The following is a 17152-nucleotide window of genomic DNA, read 5'->3' as shown; positions in this document are numbered from 1 at the left end:
AGGGGGATGTTCCGCCACGTATGGTTGTAAAGGCCTGTTACTGCAGTCTGACGCTCTGATCCAGATGATTTTTCACTGCGTACAAAAGGTAAGAAGGCTCAACCCCTTCCGGCACTTCATTGCCATGGATTTGCCAGCTGCTGTAATCAGTGCGCAAATCCTGCGCACTCAAAAGCTGGCTGTCCACTTCACCAATCGCAGTCGTGATCGCATCTTTGAGGGTCATTGCCGGCCTGCGCACCGGCGCAAAGGACAGGATCAGGAATGCACCTTTGCCCAAATACGTGACGATCCCCTGCCAGGGTTGAGCGTGCGAAGCGATCACAGAGGCAAGTTTCACCAGGTATTGATGTGTCTGCGGTTCCTGCAGCGATTGCGTCACCTCTGGCAAATTGTTCAGTCTCAGCGCCATAAGGCTGACGTTGCCGTGTAGGGTGTTGCTGATCCGGGCAAAGCAGTTTTCAAAGGCGCCCAGCCCAACCAGGCCACTTTCAGTGATCTGTGCAGGTGTTACAGGGCGGTGCAAGGCACAGAACCGTTTGAGTGTTGTGTCACCGTTGCCAGCATCCTCTGACACGTCTTGCGAACGGCGGGCCAATTCGACCATCCGCGTTTCGACACCGTATAGACGTGTCTCCAGTTCAAAGAACTCGAACGGCTTGGTGACATAATCCCATGCACCCGCCACAAATGCCTCGGCGATGTTCTTTTTGTCATGCTGCGCGGTAAGCATGATGATCGGTACAAATTCATACCCGTTGTGCCGCCGGATCATCGGGATCAATTCGATCCCGGTCTGAACCGGCATATTGATATCAAGCAAGATGCACTCAAAAGGTGTGCTTGACGCCTCGATCAATTGTAATGCCTCTTCGCCGGATTTGGCGAATTGGACATTCTCGTAGTCAATCGAGGATAGGAACAGTTCTAGAATTTCAAGGATTAGGATATCGTCATCAACGACTAGGATCTTCATGGTTAGTATCCTTTGGCTTCTCGCCTTCCCATTTGGCCGTCCGGAGCGTCCGAAAGCGCGTGCTTACACTGACCGCCTTGCGGGAAAGTGCCTGAGGTGTGCTTCTGCATCAAACTTCATCCCATGAGTTTGGGTGCAGATATTCTACCATAAAGGGAGTATTCTCCAAACAAATAGTGGACAACATCCACCACTTCCACAAGGCAGCAGATCGAGGTGGAAAACTTCCCACCATATTTGCCTGAGATTGGCAAAACTTGTCGCCATATCTTTAATCGGGCTTAAACTCGCCAAATCCTCCACCCGGCGGGCGGGATACTTTTTCAAATATTAACGGGTTTTCGCCGCTCTCAGCCAAGCGTCCGAAGCAACGCGATTGAGGGGTCGCCCGTCGGTGTTTGGCCAATGCTCGATTGATAGGCCGCAATCGCCTTGCGGCTGTTCGGACCGATCACCCCATCCGCACCATCGGTGTCAAAGCCCCGCGCCGTGAGCCGTTCCTGCAGGCGCTGCCGGTCCGCTTTGGTCAGCCCATATTTATCGGGTGGAAAGCTGCCTTTGATCGGGCCTCCACCGGCGATCCGGTCTGCCAGATGCCCCACACCAATCGCATAGCTGTCGGAATTGTTGTAGCGTTTGATCACTCGGAAATTCGAGGTCACGACAAATTTTGGCCCGCCCGGTTGTGGCTGGATCACCGATCCGGCGCTTGCAGGCAGGGTGCCCGCTTCGCCGCCCCATTTGCGCCCCCGTGTCCATCCGTTGCGTGACAGATACGCCGCCGTTGAGGCCAATGCGTCAGACGGATCTTCGGACCAGATATCGCGCCGTCCGTCCCCCGTGAAATCGACAGCGAAGGCTTGATAAGAAGTCGGGATGAACTGGGTATGCCCCATTGCACCTGCCCATGACCCAGTCATGCGCGCGGGGCTGATATCGCCGTTCTGCAAAATCTTGAGAGCGGCAACGAGCTGTTTTTCAAAGAACGCGCCGCGGCGCCCGTCAAAGGCCAATGTGGATGTGGCCGAGATCACCGGCACATCGCCGCGCCGTTCGCCGTAGTAGCTTTCCAAGCCCCAGACCGCCGCGACGATCTCGGCGGCCACGCCATAGCGTGCTTCGATCGCCGCCAGTGTGCCGCGGTGGCGGGCATAGGCGGCGCGGCCCTTAGACACCCGTTCATCCGAGGCTGCGATAGCAAGGTAGTCTTCCAGAGTGCGGGTAAATTCGGTCTGATTGCGGTCCCTTTTGACCACGCCGGGCAAATACCCCGCGCCGCGAAACGCGCTGTTCAGGACCGAGGTGGAGATGCCTTGCGCCTCGGCACGACCGCGAAAGGCGGCGACCCAAGCATTGTATCCGGTGTTGAACTGCGGTCGCAGATCAGCGGGCAAGCCGCCTGTCTGTACCGGGACGACGCTGCGCCCGCCATTGGAACAAGCTGAAAGGCCAAACGCGCCCAAACCAGCAATCATTGTTCTGCGTGAAATTTCCATGTGCCTGCTGCCCTGTTTGTTTTCCATCAGTATAGAACAGGTTGAGACACGCGCATAGCGGGTACCTGCGGCCCAAGCAAAGATCAGCGGATCTTGGCGCGAGATCCTGCTATTGCGTCGGTTGATACAACGGGACGGTAGACATCGACATCTTGGCAGAGCCGTTTTGCACATCCCGCGCGTGACTGATGTAAATCAGGGTATTGTTCTTCGCATCAAATATCCGTTTGACCCGAAGCGTTTTGAAGATGATCGAACGGCGCTCGCTAAAGACATTCTCGCCTTCGTTGTCACGCTCGATATCTCCAATTTCAATGGGTCCGGTCTGGCGACAGGATATCGAAGAGTTCGAAGGGTCCTCGAACCAATTGCCCTTTTGCAACCGATCGATCAGACCGCGTTCAAAATAGGACAGATGGCAGGTGACACCCTTGACCTTGGGATCCTGCACCGCCTCGACAACGATGTCATTGCCAAGCCAGTCCACGTCGACGTTGCCCACAACGTCAGCGAAGGCGGGCATGGACAGGGCACAGGCGATAGCGGGGGCAAGGATGCGTTTGAAAGTCATGTAAACAAACGCAGCCCCCTTGCCCCCGGTTCCATCTTGTTCTCAGCTGTCGATGATGTTGTGACCAGGCCCATAGGGGAACCCGGTGATATTCTCCACGCCATCCTCGCTGATCACCAGAATATCATGCTCGCGGTAGCCACCCGCCCCCGCGGTTCCTTCCGGCACCCAAAGCATCGGCTCCATCGAGACAACCATGCCCGGTTCCAGAACGGTGTCGATATCCTCGCGCAACTCCAGACCGGCCTCGCGGCCATAGTAGTGGCTGAGAATGCCAAAGGAATGGCCATACCCAAACGACCGGTATTGCAGCAGGTTCTCCTGCGCGAAAAAGCGGTTGATCTCTTCGGTAATGCCGCTGCACGTCGCGCCCTGTTTGATCAGGCTGATGCCCAGTTCGTGTGCGGCCACGTTGGCCTCCCACAGACGCAGGCTTTCGGCGTCTGGCTGGCCGAGGAACAATGTGCGTTCCAGCGCGGTATAGTAGCCAGAGATCATCGGGAAGGTATTCAGAGACAGGATATCGCCTTTTTGCAGGGCGCGCTTGGTGACGGGGTTGTGTGCGCCATCTGTGTTCAGCCCCGATTGGAACCACACCCAGGTGTCGCGATATTCGGCATCGGGGTAGGCGCGGGCGATTTCGGCCTCCATGGCGTCACGGCCCGCCATCGCGATCTCGATCTCGGTTGCCCCTTCGCGGATCGCCGCGTGGATGGCCGCGCCGCCAACATCAGCGGTACGTGCGCCGCCCTTGATCAGTGCAATCTCTTCATCTGACTTGATCATCCGGGCGGTCATGGTGTCAGGTGCGATGTCCGGCAGTTCGGTTGCGCCCAGCATTTCGGTTGCCTTGTCGCGCATCGCCAGCGTCAGGTGATCCCCTTCGATGCCAATCCGCTTGGCCCCGCCGGTAAGCCCCGCCACTGCCCGCCAGTAGTTGTCACGCTTCCAATCGGTGTAGATCACATTGTCCTCTACAGACCGGCGCCACGGCTGCCCTGCGTCAATGTTGGCCGAGACGGTTGTGCAGGCCTCTTGCGTCACCACACAGCCATAAGGCCGCCCGAAGGAGCAGTAAAGAAAGCCGGAGTAATAGGCGATGTTGTGCATCGAGGTCAGCAGCACAACTGGAATGTCCCGTGCGGCCATGATGCTGCGCAGCTTGGCCAGACGGCGGGCGTATTCTGCCTTGGAAAACGGCAATGGGGCTTTGTCGCCATTGTGGGACGTGAAAAATTCAGGGCGGTTTGCGATATCGACCATGGTGGGTCTCCTGTCTCAAGGTCGGACAGAAGACGCCCGACCACACGTTCCGGCGTTCAGAACGGGGGAGGCATCGTAGGACGATGGCCGCGCGGCAAGCAGGGTCCACGACGCCATCGCGGGCAAGCTGCGCAAGGGGTTTGCTACTCCCCTTGCCAATTTTCGTCAACAGTTTTTAAGCTGGTTAAGCCGGTGACATGCCGCGAAGCCGCTCGGACCGGCGGCGCAGAACCTCGACCACGGTCAACAGCGCGATGGAGACCACAACAAGGATCGTTGCAACCGCCAGAATGGTCGGGCTGATCTGTTCCCGCAGGCCCGTGAACATCTGCCATGGCAGTGTTTTCTGACCAGCAGACCCAACAAAGAGCACCACGACCACTTCGTCAAACGAGGTGATAAAGGCAAAAAGACCCCCCGAGATTACACCCGGCAAGATCAGCGGCATCTGCACCCGGAAGAAGGTCGTCACCGGCCCTGCCCCCATGTTGGCTGCGGCACGGGTCAGCGAGTTGTCAAAGCCCACAAGCGTGGCCGTCACGGTGATGATCACGAACGGAATGCCAAGCGCTGCGTGCGCGAGGACCACACCGATATAGGTGCCTTGCAGGCCAATCCGGCTATAGAAGAAGTACATGCCTGCGGCCGAGATGATCAGCGGTACAATCATCGGCGAGATCAGGATCGCCATGATCGCCCGGCGGAACGGCACGTGCGGCTGGCTCAGGCCAATGGCGGCCAGGGTGCCAAAGCTCACCGATAGAAGGGTCGCCATTGGCGCGATCTGAACGGAGTTCTTCAGTGCATTCTGCCAGTCAGAGTTGGTCAGGAAGTCGCGGTAATGCTTGAGCGAGTAGCCTTCAGGATCAAAGCGCAGCATTTCGGGCGTGAAGGTAAAGAAATCCTCGGCGTTAAAGCTGAGCGGCATAACCACAAGGATGGGCGTGATCAGGAACACAAGGATTGCGCCGCAGATCACCCGGAAGGTGAAATGCCACAGAACCTGACCAGGGGTCAGATAGGGCGCAACCCGTGCGCGGTATCGTCCCTCATAGAGCCAGAAGCTGAACCAGCCAAAGAACCAGCCAAAGGCCGCACCGATGATCATCGCCGGAAGGCCGCCAAGGAAAAACCCGACGATGGCGAGGATCACCACAAGACCCCAGCGGCTCGGGCTTTCCGCCTTAATGATCTGGGTCATCACGAACGCAGCGGCGGCCAGCAGGACCGCCCCCAGAACCACGCCCAGCAGGCTGGCGCCCTGCGCAGTCCCGACAAAAAGTCCCGCCACAGCGCCAGCGGCGGCAACCACGGGCACATAGAAGGAAACAGGCGTGCGGGAGATAGGTGTCAAAGCAGCCATGGATCAGCCCCCCAATTTTACGTTGTCGATGCCGACGATGCGGTCATAGGCCCAATACAGCCCCAGAACCACGGCCAGCAGGATCGCACCCAATGCAGCCGCAAGGCCCCAGTTGAGCGAGCTGGAAATGTGATAGGCAATCCGGTTCGAGATGAACGTGCCGGTCGTGCCGCCCACGATCTCGGGTGTGATGTAGTAGCCGATGGACAGGATGAACACGAGGATCGACCCCGCGCCGATGCCCGGCACCGATTGTGGGAAATAGACCCGCCAGAAGGCGGTCCAGTTGGTTGCGCCCAGCGATTTGGCCGCACGTAGATAGCTTGGCGGTATCGTCTTCATCACCGAATACAGCGGCAAAATCATAAACGGCAGCAGGATATGTGTCATCGCGATGATCGTGCCTGTTTGGTTATTGATCAGCGCAAGCCGGCTGTCATCGGCCACAACGCCCAGCCAGACCAAGGTGTCATTCACCACACCTTGTTGTTGCAACATCACCTTCCATGCCGATGTCCGCACCAGAAGAGAGGTCCAGAACGGCAGCAGCACGAGGATCATCAACAGGTTTGCCGTCCGCGCGGGCAGGTTGGCGAGGATAAATCCAACGGGATAGCCCAGCAGGATACAGCTGCCGGTGATCACCATGGACATGAACAGCGTCCGCACAAACAACTTGAGATAAAGCTGTTCATTTTCGGGGCGCATTTCGGGGCCGTCGATGGTTTTCTGCATATCCACCGCATTCAGAAAATATCCGGCGGTGAATTCGGGGCTGTAAACCTGCAAGGTGCGCCAGACGTCAATGCTGGCCCAATCCTTGTCGATCTTGGTAAAGGCCTCGGTGAAATTCACGGTTTCAAAACCAGAAACCGCTGCGGCGGCTTCTTGCAACTCTGCGGCCCCCTCACCGGAATAGCCGGCGACATTCGCGCCCGCAGTCAAATCATCATAAAGTGCGGAATAGACAATCGCCCATGGATCTTCTTTGGCCAGATTGTCGTTTTCATCCACCTGCACAAACTCGGCGAACAGGCTGAACTTTTCGGATGTCTGCGGCAGCAGCGCGACTATCTCTGGTTTGATTTCAAGCCGTGGCTGTGGCTCCTCTGATTTCTTGTCCCATGCGTTCTGCGCAGCCAGCCAGCTGGAGGTACCCATCAGCACGTTCCAGTTCTCGCCCTTCTTCCAGTACTTGTTGAGGTCTTCGAACTGGTCTTGATAGACCTCGCCCATGTCTTCGACCTTGCGACCCGATTTGCGGAACAGGCTGGAAACGCCCGTCAATTCGTAGTTGAGGCGGGAGCCAAGTCGCGTGTGCAGTTTGCGTTCCTTGGCGATAAACATGTCCTCATAGAGGTTCTTGAACACGGGCTCTGGCGGGGGCGTTTCACCCTTTGCGTCCCAATCGGCCAGCGCAGCCGTGGTGCGCGGCAGGGTTTCCGATACGATCTGGTTCTCGACAGAGCGGAACAGCATATCGGCGATCGGCGCGATAAAGGTCAAAAGCACAAAGATCAAAAGCGGCGCGATCAACATCAGCGCCCGCAGTTTCTGGCGGCGCAGGGCGCGGTTCAGGCTGGATTTTAATGTTGTGCCATCGGCGGCCAACATGGGGCCATCGGATGCGGTAGTTGCGGTTTTGTCGGTCATTCTGCGCCCTCCACGACAAGGATCGTGCTGTCGGCGGTGCGTTGCCGGATTTTGGCAACCTCTTGATATTCAGGATCGTTATAGGCGGCGAGCGCCTCTTGATACGATGGGAACTCCAGCACCACGTGCCGCTCGAATGCGTCACCTTCCATCAGCTGGCTTTGCCCGCCGCGCACAAGGAATTTGCCACCAAGACGTTTGAGGATCGGCGTGTCGCGCTCCACATACTCCTTGTAGGCTTCGGGGTCTCTGACCGTAATATGGCCAATGATATATCCCTTGGGCATCGAGGTGTTCTCCTATCGTAGGGGATCAGGGGCCAATGGCGGCCCCTGATGATAGCTTAGCCATTCAAGGCTGGCTTATTGTGCCAACCACGCCTGGAATTTCGCGTCGATGTCATCGCGGTAGTCAGCCCAGAACTCGTAGTTGTAGAGGAAGGTGTTCTTGGCGTTTTCGGGATCTGTTGGCATGTGTGGTGCCATATCGATACCCAGATCCGCGTGCTGACCGACCAGCGGTGCAGAGGATGCACGTGCCGGGCCATAGCTGATGTACTTGGCCTGATCGGCCAGACGCTGCGTGTCCGTCGCGAACATGATGTAGTCCAGCGCACGGGCTTTACGTTCGTCGCTCAGACCTGCCGGAATGATCCAACCGTCAAGGTCAAACACCTGCGCGTCCCAAAGCATGGCAACCGGTTGCTTTTGCTCTTCGATGACCGAGAACAGACGGCCATTGTAAGTGGAGCCCATCACAACTTCGCCATCAGCCAGAAGCTGAGGTGTATCGGCACCAGCGGACCACCAGATCACGTCGTCTTTGATCGTGCCCAGCTTGTCCAGCGCGCGCTGCTGACCTTCGGCTGTTTCCAGAACGTCATAGACTTCATCCTTGGCCACACCGTCACAGATCAAAGCCCATTCCATGTTGTTGATCGGACGCTTTTCCAGGGACCGCTTGCCTGGGTAGGCTTCGGTGTCGAAGACCGCGCAAACGGATGTTGGCGGCGTGTCACCGACCATGTCTGTGCGATAGCCGAATGTCGTGGAATAGACGATCTGCGGGATAAAGCAGTCGGAAACCAGCAGGTCGCCGAAGTCGTCCGCCGCAGATGTGCCATCGGGCGCAGCCGCCAGATGCTCATCAGGGTCGATTTCCATGGCCAGACCTTCGTCGCACAGACGGATCGCATCCGCCGCAACAACGTCAACAACATCCCATGTCACGTTGCCCGCTTCGTTCATCGCACGCAGCTTGGCCACCGCTTCGGCAGAAGATTCATCGTTGATGATCTTGACGCCGGTCTTTTCCATATAGGGGTCGTGGTAGGCTTTTTGCTGTGAGTTGGAGTATGCGCCCCCCCAGCTTACGATGGTCATCTCGCTGGCCATGTGGCCATCAGCAGAGGCCATGCTTGCCGCAACAGTCAGTGCGGTCGTGGCCAAAAGAGCTTTGGTCATTTTCATTGATAGTCTCCCAGTTATGTACCCGTTGAATGCTTGGCGTGACGGCAACGGGCTTGGCCGACGCGCCTTTGTGTGCGTGGACCAACGTATTGGACCACGACAAACCCCATGCACCTGCCCTTAGGCGTCCAGCGCACGGCAGTCCTCTGCAAGCCAGCCGATTTCGATCTGCTGACCCGGCTTCAGACGCACCTGATCAGGTGCGTTCCGTGTCTTGATGACAAAATCGTCCCGCCCTGCAACTCGAAGACGGGTGCGGAAGATGTCACCCATATAAATAAATTCTAGCACTTCGGCGTTCAGCGTATGTGCATCCGCGCTCAGCCGGTCCTTGTTGTATTCCACCCGCTCTGGCCGGATTGACACGCGTGTACGTTCGCCCACTTTGCTGACGTTTACCGGCTTGGCATCAATCAATCCGCCGCCATCAAGCTGCACCAGGGCGCGGTCATTGTTGATCTCCTTGACCACACCCTCAAGCGTGTTGTTCTCACCAATAAACTGCGCAACGAAGCTGTTTTCCGGCGCTTCGTAAAGCTGATCTGGCGGAGCAAGCTGTTGAATGCGGCCATCATCAAACACCGCGACACGGTCTGACATGGTCAGCGCTTCGGTCTGGTCGTGGGTCACGTAAACCGTGGTAATCCCCAAATCATGTGCCAGATTGGTGATTTCAAACTGCAGCGTTTCGCGCAGCTGTTTGTCGAGTGCGCCCAGTGGTTCGTCCATCAACACCAGCTCAGGTTCAAATACCAAAGCCCGCGACAGGGCGATCCGCTGCTGCTGACCACCGGACAATTGCGCCGGACGGCGACCGGCGAAATCGCCCATCTGCACCATATCCAGCGCCCGTTTGACTTTTTCTTCACGCTCGGATTTCCCGATCTTGCGCACTTCCAAAGGGAAAGACAGGTTTTCAGCCACTGTCATATGAGGGAATAGCGCGTAGTTCTGGAACACCATGCCAATGCCGCGTTTGTGCGGCGGGATATTGTTGATCGATTTGCCATCAAGCCGGATGTCGCCATGGGTGGCTGTCTCGAATCCGGCCAGCATCATCAGGCAAGTGGTTTTCCCAGAGCCCGATGGCCCAAGCATGGTCAGAAACTCGCCCTTGGGCAAAGAAAGATTGAGATCCTTCACAACCAGAGCTTCGCCATCATAAGATTTTTGCACGCGTTCGAACTCGACGAAAGCCGCGTCGTTTGACGATGTATTCACGTCGTCTCCCTTCCCCGTTCTGACCGCAGCAGGTTCATCCCGCTGTCACATTTGAACGATCCCAATTCAAACGGACCACTGTCCAATACGCAACTAGAAACTTGATTTGGCACCAAGTATTCGGGTTACTCGGCGCTGTTGAGCTGGGCCATATGCCACGCCAAAGCCTGATTGCTGGACAAAACGGGTTTTCCAAGTGCCTGAGAAACCTCATCAATTACGCCCAGTGTTCGCAAATTTGTGCAGCTCATGAACACACCTTCGACCGATCCATCACGGCCAAGGTTAATTGCCCCGTCAATCAAAGACCGCGCAGAGATTCGGACCACTTTTTCCTCTTCGGCGACGCCAAAACTGCCAAAAACCGGCGTCTCAACCCCCTGCGCCGCGAAGGCCCCGCGCAGGGTTTCATTGACCTCAGCCACATAGGGCGACAGCAAGGCCAGCCGGGAGATGCCCTTGTGCGCCGCATAGGCTACCGCCGCTCGCAGCGGATTGGTCACCTCTGCCGCTTTGCAGGTCTTTTGCACCTGCTCTGCCACCGCTTGCGATCCGATCACCGAACTGGCGGAGGTGCATCCATACCCCACCACCCGGTAAGGCCGTGCCTTGGGCAGAAGGTCGGCGGCGGCGGATATGTCTCCCTTCATCGCGGCCAGACTGTCTTGCGAGACCTCCGGCGCGCTGGCGATGCGGGTCACATAGATCGGACTTGGGTCTTTTGCAAAATAGTGACGCATGTCGCCCTCAAGGGTCTCGTCGGTCTGAAGCACGATCAGACCCATCGGCGGCGCGGAAGGGTCATCCGCATCAAGGGCATAATTGAGATGCGTCACAGCGTGGAAATCTCCGGTCCAATCCGCGGCGAAATGAAACGCGGCGCGCCATCCGTGATCACGATGTTTTCCTCATGCACAATGATCTTTCCCCCAACGGCGATCCCCGGCTCAAGCGTTAGAACCATGCCCGCCTCCAGCGGCGTGTGATCTTGCGCAATCAGCGACGGCCATTCTGTTAGGGACATGCCCAAGCCATGCCCCAATCGCCCGGCCTCTGTTGCGCCAGCGCCCCGTGTGAGAACATCATTCATCGCGTGGAAAAGATCTGCCGCCGTCGCGCCCGGACGGGCAATATCAAAGGCCGCATCTGATGCCTCGATCAATTGTGCATGGGCGGATTTTACGGCTGTTGAAGCGGGGCCAACCGACCAATTGCGATCATAATCGCAGAAATACCCGTCCCATACCATGCCGGTGTCGAGCATCAGAACATCCCCTGCCACCAAAGGCACGGCCCGCGCGGGAGAGATCACATCGGTATAGCCGCCCTGCTCCGCCCCGCCTGCCAGATACGGCACCCAATCGGCACCTTCCTCCAGACACAGCATTTGAAACCGGCGAAACACGTCGTCCAGTGGCACCCCTGCAGCGGCAATCTCCGGCACCCGGCCAAAGGCGCGGCCTGCAATGGCACAGGCGTTTTCGATTTTGGCGATCTCGGCCGTCGATTTGACCATCCGCAAACCGCGTATGATCCCCGCATCTCCAACGATCTGCCGGGCCGGCAACAGATCCTCAAGCCGGCGCAAATCAGCCAAAGGCATGCGCAGATGGGTTTCATGCCCGTCCGGCACACCAATCCGCCCGCGATCCGGCGTCAATTCCCGCAAGGCCTCACCCAGAAGGCTCACGCCATCATCGGCCAGATCCGGCGCGCTCCAACTGCGGATATCCTCCACCCAGGTTTGCCCCATGAGCGCCGCACCGATAGAAGGGATCACTGCAACGGGTTTGCCACTGGCTGGCACTATCAAGAACCAAGGCCGCGTTGGACTTTCCCAAAATCGCGTCAGATAACCGGTGAAATAGCGAACTTGCGCTTCGGTCGTCAAAAGCAAGGCATCCAAATCCGCCTTGGCCATGGCCATTTGCGCCCGGGTCAACCGCGCCTCAAACTCAGCCTGCTCGAATCCACGATTGGTCATCTGTCACTCCCCTGTAAAAAAGGAGCGGCAAATTCGCGGTTTAATCAAGAAGAAACTGGCGATCCCTGAAGGACTCGAACCCTCAACCTGCTGATTAGAAGTCAGCTGCTCTATCCAGTTGAGCTAAGGGACCGCTGGCGGGGTTGTCCAACATCAGGCATGGCTTGGCAAGCCTGATCGTCAGGAGAAATCAAAGCCGAAGTGTCATAAAAGTACTGAGTGGATCAAGCTGATAGGCACCAAATGGCGGGCATTCTTCAAAGCCCTCGGATTCATAGAGGCTCCGCGCCGCCTGAAACTCTGCCGCGCTGCCGGTTTCCAGACTGATCTGGGTCATCCCTCGGTCGCGTGCCTCTTGCAAAAGTGCCTGCAACAATCGCCGCGCAACACCCTTGCCGCGGGCCTCTTGCGCCGTGTGCATGGACTTCAACTCGCCTGCGTCATCGCCAATGCGTGTCAACGCACCTACACCCAATAAAACGCCAGCTTCTCGCACGCCCAGCAGGGTCGCGCCGGCGTCCAGCAATGTCTCGGGTGCCATCACGTGACAGCTTTCCGCAGGCGACAAGGAACGCATCAACGCAAAATGCCGCTCCAGCAAGGCGCGGACATCAGCGGTGTTTGGCTGCTCGAATGTGACGCTCAGTGGGTCCATGCGCCGCGGCGTCCGGTGGCAAAGTTCTCACCATAGCCACCCGCGCGAATGTTTGGCTTGCGCTTGTTCGGATCCTGCACCTGCGCATCGATGCCATGCTCGCGGGCATATTCGACAGCCTCTTCCTTGGTGGAGAATTGCAAACGTACCTGCGACTGCGTATCGGACGATGAGGTCCACCCCATCAACGGATCCACCTCACGTGCCTCGGAGGGGGCAAACTCAAGCAGCCAGACGCGGGTTTTAGCGGTGCCCGATGACATCGCGGTGCGTGCGGGTTGGTAGATACGTGCGCGCATATCGGCCTCTTTGCTGCTAGCGTTATGGGCTTATCCGATATTCGCGGGCGCGGGGCAAGAGACAGCGTCGGGCTTTCACTGTAACAAATCCCGCATTTGATCCAATAGGCACACCATCCGCAACAAAACCGCTCCTCTCCCTTTCTGGCCTTAAATACCTCCGGGGGGTCCGGGGGGCTGGCCCCCCGGGGTTTGCCGCGGGACCAAATGCCTAATATGGGTCACCTCCCCTGTCAGTTTGTGGCAGCAATCCGCTCCGGCCTCTTGATCCTGCGGCAAAAGACGTCACCTATGTGTCTGACCCTCGCAAGGACCCCTTCATGCCCTACGCACAAACCGACAAATCCGGCGGCAATCCCGATTCCATGCCGATCATGGCCAATCCGGCACCGGATGTGCGCAGCCGTCCCAAACTGGAAGGTGGTCGCAAATTTGTCCTGCATACGGAATTTGAACCCGCGGGCGATCAACCCACCGCCATCAAGGAGTTGTCTACAGGCATCTTTGACGGCGACCGCGATCAGGTTCTGTTGGGTGCGACGGGCACAGGCAAGACCTTTACCATGGCCAAGGTGATTGAGGAGACCCAGCGCCCCGCGATCATTCTCGCCCCGAACAAGACCCTCGCGGCTCAGCTATATGGCGAATTCAAGGGCTTCTTTCCAGACAATGCGGTGGAATATTTCGTCAGCTACTATGACTACTACCAGCCCGAAGCCTATGTGGCGCGGTCCGACACCTATATTGAGAAAGAAAGCCAGATCAACGAACAGATCGACCGCATGCGCCACTCGGCCACGCGGGCGCTGCTCGAGCGGGACGATGTGATCATCGTGGCCTCGGTCTCTTGTATTTACGGCATCGGTTCGGTCGAAACCTATGGCGCGATGACGCAGGATCTCAAGGCCGGAACCAGCTATGACCAACGGCAGGTGATCGCGGATCTTGTCGCCCAGCAATACCGCCGCAACGATGCCGCGTTCCAGCGCGGGTCTTTCCGCGTGCGCGGCGATTCGCTTGAAATCTTCCCGGCCCACCTTGAGGACCGCGCCTGGCGTCTGTCCTTCTTTGGCGAAGAGCTGGAAAGCATTACCGAGTTCGACCCTCTCACAGGCGAAAAGACCGACACTTTCGACCAGATCCGCGTCTATGCCAACAGTCACTATGTCACCCCAAAGCCGACGATGCAGCAGGCCGTGATCGGCATCAAGAAAGAGCTGCGCACGCGGCTGGATCAGCTGGTCGCCGATGGGAAATTGCTAGAGGCGCAACGGCTTGAACAGCGTACAAATTTCGATCTTGAGATGCTGGAGGCCACCGGCGTGTGCAACGGGATTGAAAACTATTCTCGTTATCTGACAGGTCGCGCGCCGGGGGAGCCGCCACCCACGCTTTTTGAATTCATTCCGGACAATGCAATTGTCTTTGCCGATGAAAGCCACGTGTCGGTGCCGCAGATCGGCGCGATGTACAAGGGTGACTATCGGCGCAAGTTTACCTTGGCCGAACACGGTTTCCGGCTGCCGTCGTGCATGGACAACCGTCCGCTGAAGTTCGAAGAATGGGATGCGATGCGCCCGCAGTCGGTCTTTGTCTCGGCCACGCCCGCCTCTTGGGAGATCGAGCAAACCGGCGGCGTGTTCACGGAACAGGTGATCCGCCCCACGGGCCTGCTTGATCCGCAGGTGGAAATACGTCCGGTTGAGATGCAGGTCGATGATCTTTTGGATGAGGTGCGTTTGATGGCCGCTGGCGGCTATCGCACGCTGTGTACCACACTGACCAAACGCATGGCCGAAGATCTGACCGAATACATGCACGAACAGGGTATTCGTGTCCGTTATATGCACAGCGACATCGACACCATCGAACGGATCGAGATCTTGCGCGATCTGCGACTTGGGGCGTTTGACGTACTGATCGGGATCAACTTGCTGCGCGAAGGGCTCGATATCCCCGAATGCGGATTGGTGGCCATTCTCGATGCCGACAAGGAAGGCTTCCTTCGCTCGGAAACCTCATTGATCCAGACCATCGGCCGCGCCGCCCGTAATGCCGAAGGGCGGGTGATCATGTATGCGGACAGGATCACCGGATCAATGGAACGGGCGCTGGCCGAAACCGACCGGCGGCGCGCCAAGCAGATTGCCTATAACGAGAAACACGGGATCACTCCGGCAACGGTCAAAAAGAACGTCGAGGACATTCTGTCTGGCCTCTACAAAGGCGATGTGGACATGAACCGCGTCACCACGCAGATCGACAAAAATCTGGCCGGCGGCAACATGCAAGCGGTGCTGGATGGTCTTCGGACGGATATGCGCAAGGCGGCGGAAAACCTCGAATTCGAGGAGGCCGCGCGGCTGCGCGACGAGGTGAGACGGCTTGAGGCGGTTGATCTGGCGATTGCCGATGATCCGATGGCGCGGCAATATATGGTCGACAAGGCGGTAGATGATGCGCAAAAGGCCTCCGGTCGCAGCACGATGGGCCGCGGGGGAATGCGCGGCGGGGTGAAGCGTCGCAAGGGCCGCTGATGCCGAAGTCTAAACGAAAAAAGCCCCGCACGACTGCGGGGCTTTTTCATTCGTATTGCTCAATCAGCTGTCGTCTGATGGCGGCGTGATTTCCAGAGTCGGCACGGAGAGGCGCTTCTCTTCCATCGTAACCTCCACATCTGGAACTTCGACGGTCACATCTTCTTGCTCAACGGAAACAGACCCGACCTCTGCTTCAAACTCTGGCAGCTGTCCGCCGTTAACAGAAACGTCCACGTCAGGCATGCGGGTCTCTTGTGTCTGGTCGATATCAATCATGTAGATACCGGCGGCGATAACGACTGCGGCGGCTGCACCGCCAATAATTGCTGTGGTCGACTTCATTGTCTTTTCCTTTCAAGTCCGTTGCGTTTGAACGTCATGGGGAAAGAACAGTCGTCCCGCGATTTGGTTCCCGAAAATATGACATGATTGTTTTAGATCGGTATCCTTTATGGTCGGCAGACGGCAGTCAAACCTATGTTTTCAAGGGGAATTTGGAATTCGCTTAGAAACCATTCCACCCCTCGCGCCGCGCGGCCTTCAATTTAGGATTTCTAATAGGGCAGGCACGTTGGACGGAATTATTTCGGCGGAATTGGAACCGATCGGGTCCTATCGCGGTTAATTCGGCAGACCACCTGCTAATCACAAACGGAGAAATACAATGGAATACGGACTTCTTGGACTGATCATCCTGATCGCTGACATTTACGCCATCTATCAGGTTCTGACCTCCAGCACCTCGACGCTGAGCAAGATCCTCTGGACACTCGGCATCCTGCTGTTGCCAGTTGTCGGCTTGATCGTCTGGCTGATCGCCGGTCCCCGTGGCGGTTCCGTCCGCGTGTAAGACCCGATCACTGACCCAAAGGAGGCCCGGAGCGTTCGTCGCTCCGGGCCTTTTGTCTTTTCGGCACGCCGGTTTCGTAAGGATTTGTTAACCTTCGTTTAGGACGATCAGGGCCGGAGGGCCCGATGCGTTATTTTCTCTTGATTACCGCGATCCTGCACTGCCTCGCTGCCCCATTGGCCGCTGGCCCATGGCTGCGTGAAGAGGGTAAGACCTTTCTGTCGACCTCCGTCAGCAGCACCCGGACGTTCGAAACCCAAAGCAGCACCTATCTGGAGTTTGGCCTGTCTAGGGAGACAACGCTGGTCGCCGACCTGAACCTGACGGCAAGCGATCCTTCTGGCAAGAACGGAAGCGCTGTTTTGTTCTTTCGCCGCGCCCTTGGTCCTGCGGAAGGGGAGAACAAACTTGCCTATGAGGTTGGCATCGGCGCAGATTGGGGCAGCTACGGCACCCGCCCTATGGTTAAAACCGGGCTGACCTGGGGCCGCGGCATGCAGATGGGCGCGAAGGGCGGATGGGTCACCGTGGACGGGTCGCTGCTTTGGGACATCAAAACCAAAGACTACCGCGCCAAGCTGGATGGGACGTTTGGCGTTGATCTGGGGGATACCACCAAAGGCATTCTCGAACTGAACCTCGGCCATGCCGATGGCAGCACCTATGCCACCTTCGTTCCATCGTTGGTGATCCGCCCACCCGTTACTGATTTTCAAATCCAGCTTGGGATTGAGGCACCGCTTAAAGGCATCGCCACAAACCGCATCAAAATTGGCTTGTGGCGCGAGTTCTGAGCGATCCCCTTCGCGAGT

Annotated in this window: 17 protein-coding genes and 1 tRNA gene; 3 read left to right on the top strand and 15 right to left on the bottom strand. The window is 57.5% G+C overall.

Features of this window, described 5'->3' with window-relative positions; translation table 11 throughout:
* Positions 1-37 precede the first annotated feature (37 nt).
* From JNX03_RS15860 to JNX03_RS15795, 14 genes are all read right to left on the bottom strand, one after another.
* A complete protein-coding gene (locus JNX03_RS15860) occupies positions 38-976 on the bottom strand; it encodes a response regulator (RefSeq protein ID WP_203209965.1) in 939 nt (312 codons plus the stop codon).
* A 350-nt stretch (positions 977-1326) separates the two neighbouring features.
* Complete coding sequence (locus tag JNX03_RS15855; RefSeq protein WP_203209964.1) at positions 1327-2472, bottom strand: lytic murein transglycosylase; 1146 nt, start codon at positions 2470-2472, stop codon at positions 1327-1329.
* Positions 2473-2581: 109 nt separating this feature from the next.
* Positions 2582-3043, bottom strand: a complete 462-nt coding sequence (locus tag JNX03_RS15850; protein WP_203209963.1) for a CreA family protein — start codon at positions 3041-3043, stop codon at positions 2582-2584.
* A 42-nt stretch (positions 3044-3085) separates the two neighbouring features.
* The gene (locus tag JNX03_RS15845; RefSeq protein ID WP_203209962.1) at positions 3086-4306 is read right to left on the bottom strand and encodes an aminopeptidase P family protein; all 1221 of its coding nucleotides are present in this window, start codon (positions 4304-4306) and stop codon (positions 3086-3088) included.
* A gap of 184 nt (positions 4307-4490) precedes the next feature.
* Positions 4491-5669 carry an ABC transporter permease gene (locus JNX03_RS15840; RefSeq protein WP_203209961.1) on the bottom strand — a complete coding sequence of 393 codons (1179 nt, stop codon included), beginning with the start codon at positions 5667-5669 and terminating at the stop codon, positions 4491-4493.
* Positions 5670-5672: 3 nt separating this feature from the next.
* Positions 5673-7322: an ABC transporter permease gene (locus tag JNX03_RS15835; RefSeq protein ID WP_203209960.1), complete on the bottom strand. Its 1650-nt coding sequence runs from the start codon at positions 7320-7322 to the stop codon at positions 5673-5675.
* Positions 7319-7609 carry a DUF1330 domain-containing protein gene (locus tag JNX03_RS15830; protein WP_203209959.1) on the bottom strand — a complete coding sequence of 97 codons (291 nt, stop codon included), beginning with the start codon at positions 7607-7609 and terminating at the stop codon, positions 7319-7321. The genes JNX03_RS15835 and JNX03_RS15830 overlap by 4 nt, the downstream gene beginning before the upstream one ends.
* A 75-nt stretch (positions 7610-7684) precedes the next feature.
* Complete coding sequence (locus JNX03_RS15825) at positions 7685-8791, bottom strand: extracellular solute-binding protein (protein WP_203209958.1); 1107 nt, start codon at positions 8789-8791, stop codon at positions 7685-7687.
* A 120-nt stretch (positions 8792-8911) separates the two neighbouring features.
* Positions 8912-10012, bottom strand: coding sequence for an ABC transporter ATP-binding protein (locus JNX03_RS15820; RefSeq protein ID WP_025049595.1), 1101 nt, complete (start codon positions 10010-10012; stop codon positions 8912-8914).
* A 125-nt stretch (positions 10013-10137) separates the two neighbouring features.
* Positions 10138-10848: a maleate cis-trans isomerase family protein gene (locus JNX03_RS15815; protein ID WP_203209957.1), complete on the bottom strand. Its 711-nt coding sequence runs from the start codon at positions 10846-10848 to the stop codon at positions 10138-10140.
* Complete coding sequence (locus JNX03_RS15810; protein WP_203209956.1) at positions 10845-11996, bottom strand: M24 family metallopeptidase; 1152 nt, start codon at positions 11994-11996, stop codon at positions 10845-10847. The genes JNX03_RS15815 and JNX03_RS15810 overlap by 4 nt, the downstream gene beginning before the upstream one ends.
* A 56-nt stretch (positions 11997-12052) precedes the next feature.
* A tRNA-Arg gene (locus tag JNX03_RS15805) sits at positions 12053-12129 on the bottom strand.
* Positions 12130-12186: 57 nt separating this feature from the next.
* Complete coding sequence (locus tag JNX03_RS15800) at positions 12187-12651, bottom strand: GNAT family N-acetyltransferase (RefSeq protein ID WP_203209955.1); 465 nt, start codon at positions 12649-12651, stop codon at positions 12187-12189.
* A complete protein-coding gene (locus tag JNX03_RS15795) occupies positions 12639-12950 on the bottom strand; it encodes an ETC complex I subunit (protein WP_203209954.1) in 312 nt (103 codons plus the stop codon). Before JNX03_RS15795 ends, JNX03_RS15800 begins: the two co-directional genes overlap by 13 nt.
* Before the next feature lie 320 nt (positions 12951-13270).
* On the opposite strand from JNX03_RS15795, the gene uvrB reads away from it, so the two are divergent.
* The gene (gene uvrB, locus JNX03_RS15790) at positions 13271-15487 is read left to right on the top strand and encodes an excinuclease ABC subunit UvrB (protein ID WP_275290521.1); all 2217 of its coding nucleotides are present in this window, start codon (positions 13271-13273) and stop codon (positions 15485-15487) included.
* Positions 15488-15550: 63 nt separating this feature from the next.
* Here uvrB and JNX03_RS15785 read toward each other — a convergent pair whose 3' ends face one another.
* Positions 15551-15832: a hypothetical protein gene (locus JNX03_RS15785; protein WP_203209953.1), complete on the bottom strand. Its 282-nt coding sequence runs from the start codon at positions 15830-15832 to the stop codon at positions 15551-15553.
* 322 nt (positions 15833-16154) lie between these two features.
* Here JNX03_RS15785 and JNX03_RS15780 point away from each other — a divergent pair, with 322 nt between their 5' ends.
* Positions 16155-16340 carry a PLD nuclease N-terminal domain-containing protein gene (locus JNX03_RS15780; protein ID WP_025049588.1) on the top strand — a complete coding sequence of 62 codons (186 nt, stop codon included), beginning with the start codon at positions 16155-16157 and terminating at the stop codon, positions 16338-16340.
* 125 nt (positions 16341-16465) lie between these two features.
* The gene (locus JNX03_RS15775; protein WP_203209952.1) at positions 16466-17134 is read left to right on the top strand and encodes a hypothetical protein; all 669 of its coding nucleotides are present in this window, start codon (positions 16466-16468) and stop codon (positions 17132-17134) included.
* Positions 17135-17152 lie beyond the last annotated feature (18 nt).

This window comes from Sulfitobacter mediterraneus (assembly GCF_016801775.1).
In the GTDB taxonomy this organism is placed as follows: domain Bacteria; phylum Pseudomonadota; class Alphaproteobacteria; order Rhodobacterales; family Rhodobacteraceae; genus Sulfitobacter; species Sulfitobacter mediterraneus_A.
The sequence above is the reverse complement of the archived record's forward strand: the minus strand, read 5'-3'. Positions and strand labels throughout refer to the sequence as shown.